This window comes from Pandoraea sp. PE-S2T-3 (assembly GCF_002179965.1).
In the GTDB taxonomy this organism is placed as follows: domain Bacteria; phylum Pseudomonadota; class Gammaproteobacteria; order Burkholderiales; family Burkholderiaceae; genus Pandoraea.
Genome location: NZ_NGUQ01000037.1, coordinates 31759 through 44365, shown reverse-complemented (window position 1 = coordinate 44365; position 12607 = coordinate 31759). Strand labels below are relative to the sequence as shown.

9 protein-coding genes are annotated in these 12607 nt (G+C 63.0%); 2 read left to right on the top strand and 7 right to left on the bottom strand.

Features of this window, described 5'->3' with window-relative positions; genetic code table 11:
- The first annotated feature begins 32 nt into the window (after positions 1-32).
- Together serB and CDV46_RS22655 are read left to right on the top strand one after the other, a co-directional pair.
- Complete coding sequence (gene serB, locus CDV46_RS22660) at positions 33-929, top strand: phosphoserine phosphatase SerB (RefSeq protein WP_087726050.1); 897 nt, start codon at positions 33-35, stop codon at positions 927-929.
- A gap of 403 nt (positions 930-1332) precedes the next feature.
- Positions 1333-4302, top strand: a complete 2970-nt coding sequence (locus CDV46_RS22655) for a hypothetical protein (RefSeq protein WP_140413463.1) — start codon at positions 1333-1335, stop codon at positions 4300-4302.
- A 124-nt stretch (positions 4303-4426) separates the two neighbouring features.
- Here CDV46_RS22655 and CDV46_RS22650 read toward each other — a convergent pair whose 3' ends face one another.
- From CDV46_RS22650 to CDV46_RS22620, 7 genes are all read right to left on the bottom strand, one after another.
- On the bottom strand, positions 4427-5653 hold the full coding sequence (locus CDV46_RS22650; RefSeq protein WP_254916169.1) for a cystathionine beta-lyase: 1227 nt from the start codon (positions 5651-5653) through the stop codon (positions 4427-4429).
- A 53-nt stretch (positions 5654-5706) separates the two neighbouring features.
- Positions 5707-6888 (bottom strand): beta-ketothiolase BktB, encoded by a 1182-nt coding sequence (bktB, locus tag CDV46_RS22645; protein WP_087725118.1) that lies wholly within the window; start codon positions 6886-6888, stop codon positions 5707-5709.
- Positions 6889-6985: 97 nt separating this feature from the next.
- Positions 6986-7930 (bottom strand): sugar kinase, encoded by a 945-nt coding sequence (locus CDV46_RS22640; protein WP_087725116.1) that lies wholly within the window; start codon positions 7928-7930, stop codon positions 6986-6988.
- A gap of 109 nt (positions 7931-8039) precedes the next feature.
- Complete coding sequence (rimO, locus tag CDV46_RS22635) at positions 8040-9407, bottom strand: 30S ribosomal protein S12 methylthiotransferase RimO (protein ID WP_087687112.1); 1368 nt, start codon at positions 9405-9407, stop codon at positions 8040-8042.
- A 255-nt stretch (positions 9408-9662) separates the two neighbouring features.
- Positions 9663-10277, bottom strand: coding sequence for a polyhydroxyalkanoate synthesis repressor PhaR (gene phaR / locus CDV46_RS22630; protein ID WP_087687111.1), 615 nt, complete (start codon positions 10275-10277; stop codon positions 9663-9665).
- A gap of 163 nt (positions 10278-10440) precedes the next feature.
- On the bottom strand, positions 10441-11181 hold the full coding sequence (locus CDV46_RS22625) for a 3-ketoacyl-ACP reductase (protein ID WP_058378256.1): 741 nt from the start codon (positions 11179-11181) through the stop codon (positions 10441-10443).
- 189 nt (positions 11182-11370) lie between these two features.
- On the bottom strand, positions 11371-12552 hold the full coding sequence (locus CDV46_RS22620) for an acetyl-CoA C-acetyltransferase (RefSeq protein ID WP_087687110.1): 1182 nt from the start codon (positions 12550-12552) through the stop codon (positions 11371-11373).
- Positions 12553-12607 lie beyond the last annotated feature (55 nt).

The following is a 12607-nucleotide window of genomic DNA, read 5'->3' as shown; positions in this document are numbered from 1 at the left end:
TGGCTGCACCTTTGCCGAACTTTTCCTTCAAGATGGCCAACGATCTCGTCATTCTGGGTGCCACCCCGCCCCAAGCCGCCCACGCGGGCAACCCGTCCGGCGCCGTGAATCTGTCGGCCCTGACCGACGGCATCCGGGCGCTCGTCCCCGGCGCCACCCCGACGTTCGCACCGGGCGTAGCACGCGTGGCCGATGTCACCGATACGCCGGCGCTGCGCACCGCCATGGCGGCTTTCGCGCAGGCCCACGGTGTCGACGCCGTGCTGGTCGACAGCGCGCGCCGCCTGTCGGATTTCAAGCTGGTGGCGATGGACATGGACTCGACGTTGATCACCATCGAGTGCATCGACGAGATCGCCGATTACTGCGGCCTGAAGGCCGAAGTCTCGGCGATCACCGAAGCCGCCATGCGCGGCGAGATCAAGGACTTCAACGAAAGCCTCACGCGCCGCGTCGCCCTGCTCAAAGGGCTGGATGCGAGCGCGCTGGAAAAGGTTTACGAGGAACGCCTGCAACTCTCACCGGGTGCCGAAAACATGCTGCGCGGCGTGCAAGCGCTGGGCATCAAGACGCTGCTCGTCTCAGGCGGCTTCACGTTCTTCACCGATCGGCTGAAAGCCCGGCTGAATCTCGACGTCACCCGCGCCAACACGCTGGAGATCGTCGACGGCAAGCTGACCGGCCGCGTGATCGGTGAGATCGTCAACGCCGAAGTGAAGGCGCGTACGGTCGCCGAAGTCGCCGCACAGTTCGGTGCAACGCCTTCGCAAGCCATCGTCATGGGCGACGGGTCGAACGATTTGCAGATGATGGCCATCGCCGGGCTGTCGGTCGCGTTCCGCGCCAAGCCGGTCGTGCGCGAGCGCGCCTCGGTCGCGTTCAATCACGTGGGGCTCGACGCTCTGCTGTCGCTGTTTCGCAAGGACTGACGCGGGCACATTCCCACACTCGGGAACGCTGAGCGAATCATGAAAGTTTCGCTGCGGACAACTTGCCACGCTTGCTCGACACTCCTTCGACGCGAGCCAGCGCAAGTCCATGAATCCTTCGTCCATTGTCCGCACGTCGACGCCTGCGGCACCTCCGCCCGCCGGGTCTGAGTCGCCGTGCACGAGCACTCGCGACGGTTTTCGCCTGCGCGCCCCGAATGCAACGACCACCGCCACGCTCTGCACGCCCGCGAAAGCGCCGGCGTCGCAGCCTGCGTGGCCCAAACTTCACGCAAGCACTTCGCGCCCGGCGCTCAGGGACTTCCTCCCCGAAGAGACGACAGGACGCGTGCGAGGCGACACGGCGATCCCGTCAACGTCGACCAGCGGCGCGGCAGATCTTATGTCGCAGGTCACCGTCACACCCGGCACCGTATTCGCGATAGATGCTTCAGGCCTCCCGGCGCATCCGCAAGGCCTTTTTGTCCACGACGAAAAATACGTGAGGGTAACGGGCAAGCAAGCCCACAAGCGTTATTTGGGAGACGAGGACACCCGAAATCTGGCGCTTCCCCCGAAGCCGGTCTACCGTCAGTCCATCAAGGGAACCCCCACCAGTCCCTTGCCGATACCTCGCGTACCCACGCAGGCCGATCTCTCCAACAGCCAGTTCACGCCGCTTGACTTTGAACTCACGCAGGTCGAGCTAGACGACATTGTCGACGGCGTGCCGTTCCGGAAGACCGTGAACGGTTTTCGAATCGGCGGCATGTCGCCCCATGTCGTCGTCGAGGCCGATCCGGGCAAGTACTACGCAGCAGGCACCATGCGCACCAGCAATCTCCCCGGACACTTGCGACGTCTGGACCCGATGGTGCCGATGGACAAACGTTGCATCGATCTTTTCAACGAGTACAAGAGTCGGCTGAACGCGTTGCCGGAATTGGTCACCCCAACACCAACCTTCGCCAATGTGTCGCAGCACCTCTCGCAGTATCCTTCGCCGATTGCCCAGGATCAGGCGCTCGCGTTCAAAATCATCACGTCCGGACCGGTGCAGAACCGATACGTCGAGATGTGCAAGAGCAGCATCGACAGCCGCGAGCGATTCGATGGCGCGCGGCACGCCAACGATGCGCTCACCTATCAGACAATTCTCGGTCCGGACCTCGTGTTCACTGTCGACGACCAGTGGAATATCGCCGACGCCGCAGGCATCACCGATCTCAAGACGCATTTGCAGGGGGGCAACATTGCGTTCGCCTCGCTCGGCAGCGAAGACGGCCGTGTCCTTTACTTCTCGACCTCCGGCGGCAAGCGTTTCGATACGCTGAAACTGCACATCCATGAATCGATGGGCGATGCCGACGAGGTCACGATCGATGACGTCACCTACGTCGACGCGAGACGGCGCATGACGCGAGCGTTGCAAGGCGTCTCCGGCACACACACGGTCGGCCTGGTCGATCTACCGGTGCTTGGCGACGACAGGGAAAGCGGCCCCTCCCGCCTGAAGGATTCCGAACAGACGATCGCCGCGGCTATCGTGCATGACATGCGCAGCCGCCCCATCGTCACCAGCATTCATGTCAATAGTCTGCTCGACACCTGCGACTCGTGCGCGAGTGCGCTCTCGATGCTTCAGACGCTGACGGGCCACTCAGTCGATTTCGTTTATCACCGAGATTACGGCGCCCCTACGGAGAACAGCACTCACAGAACGGTTCGCACACTGCAAACGCTTCTCGCCACCGCAAGTGCACTGCGTGCCCACGGCATGGTGAACGACACCACGGCGAAATGCCTGACGGCGCGACGATTGCTGACACCTGAACTCTTGCAGGAGCTGGCCATCGGTCTGCGTTTCGCAAACGGCGACAGGGCCGACCAGCTCGCGTTTCGTGTCAACGTCGATTACTTGCGGTTGCTCGCCGGTCTGGTCAACGACGACACACTGCCCGCGCGTGCCGTTCTCAACGCATTGTCGAGCGAAGTGGGACTCGTCTACGCCTCACTACTCGGGCATCGCGCGCCAACGCTCGAATCGTTGGCCCACGCATGGGCAGACCTGCTGCACGAGATGGTGGACAAATCGATCAAACGCGACGATGTCTTGCGTTTGCTGCTTGGCAGGGGAGCCCCTTGCCAGACCTGCTTCCTTGTCGAACTTCTGAACGCCCCCCGTGAGTCGGGTGATTGCCGGCGTGCATTGCTGAACCGGTTGCGTGCGGAGAGTCTGATGCCGTCATTTCGAGATTTGCTCGCCTCGCAGGGGCGACTGGGCGCTGCGATCATCGTCTTCCGGCTGCGTCCCCGCTGGCGGCAGGTACCTGAAATGGCGCTCGAACATCACGACGTGCCAACGGTCATCGACGGCATTCGGCGCGTGATTACCGAAAAGATCCTGCTTCGGCTGGAAGCGGATCGCCTGCAAACGCGCCTACACGAGATCATGCCGACGATCACAATCCGCGAACAGCAGGCCATGCGGGAGATGGTCGGCAATGCCGTACAGAACGCGTGGCAAAAAGCACTGCCGGGGGAACATCCGCCCTCGGAAGTGGCTCGTCAGGTGCTTGACGACATCGGCCCAGCCTACGGCCGCGACCTCGCCAGATCACGCAAGAAAGCACGCGACGCGATCATCCGCGAGGAAGTGTCGGCCTATGTCGAATTCCTTCGCGCCAACCCGGAGGCCGACGCGGACGTGGTGAAAATGGTGTTCCAGAACCACGTCGCCAAGGCAAAGGCCACGCATGGGCAGATGATCTCGCCGGATGAGGGCCAGATGTTGCCCACAGCCGACGTCGCAGAGCAAGCCGAGCAACGGGTCGCGCCCGAAGTCCTGAGCATTGCGACGACACGTGCGGCCGCCGCAAAACGTGATGAAGCCATGTCACAGACGACGCAACTTGCCACGACATCGAAGGCCACAGTGACCTCACTTGCCAACCGCACTGCGCAGACGCTAAAGGAAACCATCAAAAAGCAAACCCAGTTGTTGCACCAAAACGGGGGCTATGCGGCACTTGCGGCCGCCAACGAATTGTCCAGAGAAAAAGCTTCAAAAAAGGCGGGACAAGAGGCTGAAGCCAAGTCCGAACGAGAGGCCAACGCGCGGAGCAATGCGGCGACGGAAAACATCGCGGAACGGCTTCGGTACCTGCAAGGCACCACTTTGCCCCAACTTCAGGATCGGAAGGACGCACTCAGTAGCAACGACAAGACGGAAGCGCTGGTCGTGCGGCACGCGAACCTGAGCAAACCGTCGACGTCCGCGAGTGCGCGAGCCGCCGAAGCGTTGAGTCTTCCTGCGAGTGCGCAATGGCAAGCGCCCGACGGGTCGATCCGGACGAGTAACAAGGAACACTAGGGCGGAGTCAGGTCAGTGCCAAACGATCGGACACGCACAGGTGTGCGACCGTTTGGCACGTCATACACGGAATTCGCGCTCTGCCGTCAGTCAACTGGCACGCAGCGAATCGACGCCGGGTGGCTTACCCGGCCAGATGGGCGCTCAGGCTGGTTTCGATATCAGCTTGCAGATCGCGCACATCTTCCAAACCGATATAGAAGCGCACGAGCGCACCCTTGTGCGGCCAAGGCATCGCCGTGCGCATGGAAGGCACGCGGTACGGCACCACCAGACTGTGGGCTCCGCCCCAGCTGAAGCCGATCTTGAAGAGACGCAGCGCCTCGATGAAGGCATCGATCTGCGCCTGCGAATAGCGTTCGTCGAACACCACCGAGAACAAGCCGCCCGCGCCGGTAAAGTCGCGGCGGAAATTCTGATAGCCCGGGCAGTCTTCGAAGGCCGGATGCAGCACGGCGACGATTTCAGGGCGCGTCTTGAGCCACGTGGCCAGCGTCATCGCCGCACGGTCATGGGCTTCAAAGCGCAGTTGCATGTTCGGCAGGCTGCGCAGCAGCAGACTGCAATCGTCCACCGACACGCCCACACCCATGCGCATACGGGCTTGCTTCAGGCGATGGTGCACGTCGTCATCGATGGTCACCACCGAGCCCATCAGCACGTCGCTGCCGCCCGATTGGTACTTGGTGAGCGCCTGCACGGAAATGTCCACCCCGTGATCGAACGGGCGGAATGCGATGCCTGCCGAGTAGGTATTGTCGATCGCCGTCAGCACACCGCGCTCGCGCGCCACGCGGGCAATCGCGGGGATGTCCGGCACTTCCATCGTCACCGAACCCGGCGCTTCCAGCCAGATCAGTTTGGTGTTCGACTGAATCAGCGCGCCGATGCCGTCGCCGATCAGCGGGTCGTAGTAGCGCACGGTGATGCCGAATGAGGCTTGCAGCCAGTCGCCGTGCTCACGGTTCGGGCTGTAGGCATTGTCGGGAATCAGCACGTCGTCGCCCGACTGGATCAGGCCGAAATAGACATTGGAGATGGCGCCCAGACCGGACGGGAACAACAGGCAGTGCTTGCCGCCTTCGAGCGCCGCCAGACGCCGCATCAGTTCCATCGACGTGGGCGTGGCATGCAGGCCGTAGCGCCACTGGCTGTCGTTCTTCCAGTCCAGCGCACGCATGGCGGCCAGATCGGGGAAGATCACCGTCGAGGCGCGCGCCACGGGCACAGGCATCGCGGCAAAACCGGCAGGCAACTGGGTGTCGGCGTGGAGGATATTGGTTTGCCAGTGCCAGCCGTTGGCGTCCGGCTTGTCGAGCGCCCCAGAGGGCTTGCGGTTGTCTTGCGTCATCACAGCTCCGGAATCACACGGGCCGGCAACAGCGCCGGCCCCCGGGGTGTAACTTACACGCGCTCGAACACGGCGGCAATGCCCTGCCCGCCGCCAATGCACATCGTCACGAGCGCATAACGGCCGCCGATGCGCTGCAATTCATGCAAAGCCTTCACGGTGATCAGTGCGCCCGTGGCGCCGATCGGGTGGCCCAGCGAGATGCCCGAGCCGTTCGGGTTGACCTTGGCCGGGTCGAAGCCCAGATCGCGCGTGACGGCGCAGGCTTGCGCGGCAAACGCCTCGTTGGCTTCGACCACGTCGATATCGCTCACCTTCAGGCCTGCACGCTCCAATGCCTTGCGTGAAGCCGGCACCGGGCCGATGCCCATGTAGTTCGGATCGACGCCGGCATGCGCGTAGCTGACCAGACGCGCGAGCGGCTTGGCGCCGCGGCGTTCCGCTTCGGCACGCTCCATCAGGATGAGGGCAGCAGCGGCGTCGTTCAGGCCCGACGCGTTGCCGGCGGTGACCGTGCCGTCTTTCTGGAACACGGGGCGCAGCTTGGCCATGTCTTCCAGCGTGACGTCCGCACGCACGTGTTCATCGGTCGTGAAGGCCACGTCGCCCTTCTTCGACTTGATGGTGATCGGCACGATCTGGTCGTTGAAGTAGCCGGCGGCCATGGCGCGTGCCGCGCGTTGGTGCGACTCCACGGCGAGACGGTCCTGATCTTCGCGCGTGATGTCCCACTTCTTCGCGATGTTCTCGGCCGTCACCCCCATGTGGATATTGGCAAACGGATCGTGCAGCGCGCCGAGCATCATGTCGACGAGCCGCGATTCGCCCATGCGCGTGCCCCAGCGTGCGCCCGGCATCACGTACGGCGCGCGGCTCATGCTCTCGGCACCGCCGGCCATTGCAATGTCGGTGTCGCCAAGCAGGATCGACTGCGCAGCGGAGACCACCGCTTGCAGACCCGAGCCGCACAGGCGGTTCACGGTCATGGCCGGGGCGTGCTGGCTCACGCCGGCCTCGATCGAGGCCACGCGCGCCAGATACATGTCTTTGGGTTCGGAATGGATGACGTTGCCGAAGACGACCTGACCGACGTCTTCACCGCCAACACCCGCGCGCGCCATGGCTTCGCGGGCAACGATCGCGCCGAGCTGGGTCGGCGCGAAATCCTTCAGGCTGCCACCAAAATCACCGATGGCCGTACGTACACCACTGACGATCACGACGTCTCGTTGCATGTCTCTTCTCCGTGTGGATATAAGTTTGCAAACGAGTATACCGCCGCCCGGGTTACCGCGATGGGCGGCTCAGTGGAGGGAAACGTCAGTTGTTTTGTCAGGCGCCCATCAAGGCCAGCACTTGCTCGGTACGCGGCACCGGTGCGACGGCGCCGTAACCGGTTGTCGAGAGCGCCGCACAGATGTTGGCGTAGCGCGCGGCCGTGAACGGATCGTCGCCCAGCGCCAGACGCGCCACGAACGCACCGCCGAAGCAATCGCCCGCGCCGGTCGCGTCGAGCGCCTGCACCGGGTACGGCGCGACGATACGGCGCTCGGTCGGCGTCGCGACGTAGCAACCTTCGCGGCCCAGCTTGAGCGCTACGACCTTCACACCATGGGAGAGAAGTTCATCGAGAATCGCATCGCGATCTTCCAGACCGGTGACGGCGGTGACATCGTCCCAGCTCGGCAGGCACACGTCGGTCAGGCTGAACGCTTCACGCATGGTCGCGCGGGCACGGGCCAGCGGCCACAGCTTGAGGCGCAGATTGGTGTCGAACGACACCTGACCGCCCGCGGCACGAATCTTCGACATGGCGTCGAAGGCTGCGTCGCACGCGTTCACGCTGATGGCCAGGCTGATGCCCGACAGGTGCAGAAACTGGGCGCTGGCCAGTGCGTCGCGCGGCAAGTCCTGCGGGTGATAGCGGCTGGCGGCCGAGCCGGCGCGCAAATAGTCGAAGTGATGGCCGTTCTCGTCGTGCGACACGAAGTACACGCCCGTGGGGGCCTGCGTGTCGACGCGCACGGTCGTCGTATCGACACCCTCGTCTCGCCACAGGTCGAGCAGCATGCGGCCGAACAGGTCGTCGCCGACCGCACTCACGAAGCCCGTGCTCACGCCCTGACGGCGGGCGGCGATGGCGAAGTTGGAGGTATCGCCGCCGAAGCCCTGAAGGTACTGACGGGCATCGCCGGGCGACTGGTTGAATTCGACCATGGCTTCACCCATGGCCAGCACTTGCGGCGTTTGCTGAATTTGTGATGGGGCTTGTGTCATCGTTCGAGCGTCGGGGGAGCGGTTCGAAAGTGAAAGGCGATGTGGGACAGTGTTACCGGACCAAAGGGGTCAAGACGAAAAGTGGGGCGGCATATGCCCCACTTCTGCTTCAGACCACTTCGCCCCACAGGTCGTGGCCGTCGGCGCCGGTCACCGTCACGTTGACGAACTCGCCAACCTTCAGGCGCTTGGCCGCCTTGGCGGTCGGTTCGATGTACACCAGACCGTCGATTTCCGGCGCGTCAGCGGCCGAGCGGGCAACGCCGCCGTCCTGATTGATTTCGTCGACGATCACCTGAATCGTCTTGCCAACCTTGCGCTGCTGGCGCTCGGCCGAGATTTCTTCCGCCACTTCCATGAAGCGCGCGCGGCGCTCTTCACGGACTTCGTCGGGCAGTGCGCCCGGCAGTTCGTTGGCCTTGGCGCCTTCGACCGGCGAGTACGCGAAACAACCCACGCGGTCGAGCTCGGCTTCTTTCAGGAAGTCCAGCAGGTATTCGAATTCGGCTTCGGTCTCGCCCGGGAAACCGGCGATGAACGTGCTGCGGATCGTCAGGTCCGGGCATGCCTTGCGCCACGCCTGAATGCGCTCCAGATTCTTCTCACCCGACGCCGGACGCTTCATACGCTTGAGCACGTCGGGGTGCGCGTGCTGCAACGGCACGTCGAGATACGGCAGGATGTGGCCTTCGGCCATCAGCGGGATGATTTCGTCCACGTGCGGATACGGATACACGTAGTGCAGACGCACCCACGCGCCGTACTGCTTGGCCAATTCACCCAGCGCCGTGACCAGTTCGGTCATGCGCGTGCGCAGCGGGCGGCCGTTCCAGAAACCGGTGCGATATTTCACATCGACGCCGTACGCGCTGGTGTCCTGCGAAATCACGAGCAGCTCTTTCACGCCGGCCTTGAACAGGTTCTCGGCTTCGAGCATGACTTCGGCCACCGGGCGCGAGTCGAGATCGCCGCGCATCGACGGGATGATGCAGAACGTGCAGCGGTGATTGCAGCCTTCGGAAATCTTCAGATACGCGTAGTGGCGCGGCGTGAGCTTGATGCCGGCGGCCGGCACGAGATCGCTGAACGGATCGTGCGGCTTGGGCAGGTGCGTGTGCACCGCCGTCATGACTTCGCCCAGCGCATGCGGGCCGGTCACGGCGAGCACCTTCGGGTGGACGGTGGTGACGATGTCTTGCCCGGCGGCGTCCTTCTTGGCGCCCAGACAGCCGGTCACGATGACTTTGCCGTTCTCGGCCAGCGCTTCGCCGATGGCATCCAGGCTTTCCTGAACGGCGGCGTCGATGAAGCCGCAGGTGTTGACCACCACAAGATCGGCACCGTCGTAGGTGCCGGAAATCGCATAACCTTCAGCGCGCAGTTGGGTCAGGATTTGCTCGGAGTCAACCAGAGCCTTGGGGCAGCCGAGCGAAACGAAGCCGACTTTGGGAGTGCCGGCGGGCAATGGGCGGGACATGGGGCGAAATCCTGATCTAGTAAATACGGTGTAACGACCGGACAGCGAGCCTCTGGGTGCCCTGACGAGGCCATTTCACCGCCGTCAACGCCCTGCTCGCCTGCCGATACTCGCGCCACGGGCACAACCCGCAGCGAAGAACCGCGCATTTTACCTTGTTCGCCCGTTGTGCGTTCCAACTATCGTTGCGGTGTGCGCCCCGAGCCACACCGCAACGTCATGCCGGCGCGAAGCACTCGCGCCCGAAGCCATGCCTCAGGGTTTCTTGTTGGGATCTTTGCCCGGCGTACCCGGTGTACCCGGCATGCCCGGCATTCCCGGTCCGCCCGGTCCACCCGGGAACGGGAAGGTGCTGAACATGTTCTTGGCCTGACTCTGCATCTGCTCCTGCATCTGCACGAACAGGTTCTTCGACTGCTCGATGTAGTTGGTCATCATGCCCTGCATCATCGGCGCCTGCATGTTCATGAACTGCGCCCAGACGTCCGGGTTGAAGGCCGCGCCTTCGTAGATGCCCTTCGACTGATCGGACAGCTTGTTCTGAATCTCGATGAAAGTCTGGATGTTCTTCTCGAGGTACGTGCCCATCATCCCTTGCAGCGCATGGCCGTAGAAGCGGATGATCTGGGACAGCATGGCGCTCGAGAACATCGGCACGCCGCCGGTCTCTTCTTCCAGAATGATTTGCAGCAAAATGCTGCGGGTCAGGTCCTCGCCCGTCTTGGCGTCGACAACCTTGAACTCCTCGGTCTCGAGCACCAACTGCTTCACATCGGCAAGGGTGATGTACGTACTGGTCTGCGTATCGTACAAACGCCGGTTCGGATACTTTTTGATCAGGCGCTCGTCAGTCTTCTTGCTCGCGGTCATGCGGTGGGTTTCCTGCTTTTATGAAGGACTTCCCCGACCGACGGTCGGGGTTAGTCACATATTATCGATTTTAGGGCGTTTGCTGCTATGCGGCAAAGCCCTAACCCGCGGCGGAAAAGGTGCATACCGTTGGCCCGCACCCGCGCTTCCGCCCTGCCACCGCTCAGCCCATGTGCAAGCCGCCGTTGAGCGAGAAGTCCGCTCCCGTCGAAAAGCCCGATTCTTCCGATGCGAGCCACGCCACGATCGAACCGATTTCGGCCGGCTCGCCCAGACGCTTGACCGGAATCGTCGCTACGATCTTGTCGAGCACGTCCTGACGGATCGAGCGCACCATGTCCGTGCCGATATAACCCGGCGACACGGTGTTGACGGTCACACCCTTGGTGGCGACTTCCTGCGCCAGCGCCATCGTGAAGCCGTGGATACCGGCCTTGGCCGTCGAGTAGTTCGTCTGGCCGAACTGCCCCTTCTGACCGTTGACCGACGAGATGTTGATGATGCGGCCCCAGCCACGCTCGCACATGCCCTCGATCACCTGCTTGGTGACGTTGAACAAGCTCGTGAGGTTGGTCGCGATCACCGCATCCCAGTCCTCGTGCGTCATCTTGCGGAACACGACGTCGCGCGTGATACCGGCGTTGTTCACCAGCACCTCGATCTCGCCCACTTCCGCCTTCACCTTGTCGAAAGCAGCCTTGGTCGAATCCCAATCACCGACGTTACCTTCGGAAGCGACGAAATCGAAACCCAGCGCCTTTTGATCCTCCAGCCACTTCACGCGGCGCGGCGAATTCGGGCCGCAGCCCGCCACGACCTTGAAGCCGTCTTTGTACAGTCGCTGGCAAATGGACGTACCGATACCGCCCATCCCGCCTGTCACGTATGCAATGCGTTGAGTCATGGAACGCTTCCCCCTAAATAACGGCAAATCTGCCGCCTGTTGCGACTGCCAATTGACCGACGCGCAGGCCGCGCGTTCCCACGCGAACCTTCCGTCTCCTGACTGCCTCCGGCAACAAGCCCGCGCGCGTTGCACGCACGGGCGTCACCGGTTTGATTCGTTGTGGGTTACTGCACGCAACGAGTGCGCTCAAACACGTTCTACTGCCAGCGCAACGCCCATGCCGCCGCCGATACACAGCGAGGCCAGACCGCGACGTGCGTCGCGACGCGCCATTTCATGCAACAGCGTGACGAGAATACGGCAGCCCGACGCGCCGATCGGGTGACCGATGGCGATCGCGCCACCGTTCACGTTGATCTTGGACGTATCCCAGCCCATCTGCTTGTTCACCGCCAGCGCCTGCGCAGCAAACGCTTCATTGATTTCCATCAGGTCAAGGTCTTTCACGTCCCAGCCCGCACGCGCCAGACAGCGCTGCGATGCCGGCACCGGACCGATACCCATCACCGACGGATCGACACCCGCGTTTGCGTACGCGACGATGCGAGCGAGCGGCTTGAGACCGAGTTGCTCGGCGCGCTTGGCCGACATCACCACCACCGCGGCGGCGCCGTCGTTCAGGCCCGATGCGTTGGCGGCGGTGACCGTGCCGTCTTTCGAGAAGGCTGGCTTGAGACCAGCCAGCGATTCGGCCGTCACGCCGTGGCGCACGAATTCATCGGTGTTGAACAGGAGCGGATCGCCCTTGCGTTGCGGAATCGAGACCGGCACGATTTCGGCGTCGAAACGGCCGGCCTTCTGTGCGGCTTCCGCCTTGTTCTGCGAAGCGGCGGCAAACGCATCCTGCATTTCGCGCGTGATGCCGTATTCCTTCGCAACGTTCTCGGCCGTGATCCCCATGTGGTACTGGTTGTACACGTCCCACAGACCGTCGACGATCATGGTGTCGATCAGCTTGGCATCGCCCATGCGGAAACCGTCGCGCGAACCCGGCAGCACGTGCGGCGCTGCGCTCATGTTCTCCTGACCGCCGGCAACCACGATGTCGGCATCGCCCGCAGCGATGGCGTTGGCTGCCAGCATCACAGCCTTCAGACCCGAGCCGCACACCTTGTTGATCGTCATGGCCGGCACCATCGTCGGCAGACCTGCCTTGATGGCGGCCTGACGCGCGACGTTCTGCCCCGAACCGGCCGTGAGCACCTGACCCAGAATCACTTCGCTCACATCTTCGCCCTTGAGCTTGGCGCGCTTGAGGACCTCGTCGATCACGATGGCGCCCAGATCCGGCGCAGCCACCTTGGCGAGCGAACCGCCAAACTTACCGACTGCGGTGCGCGCAGCCGACACAATCACGATATCCGTCATGTCTCTTTCCTCGTTTTCAAAATAAGTCGAACCAAAGGGCTTTCCCGCAATGCCG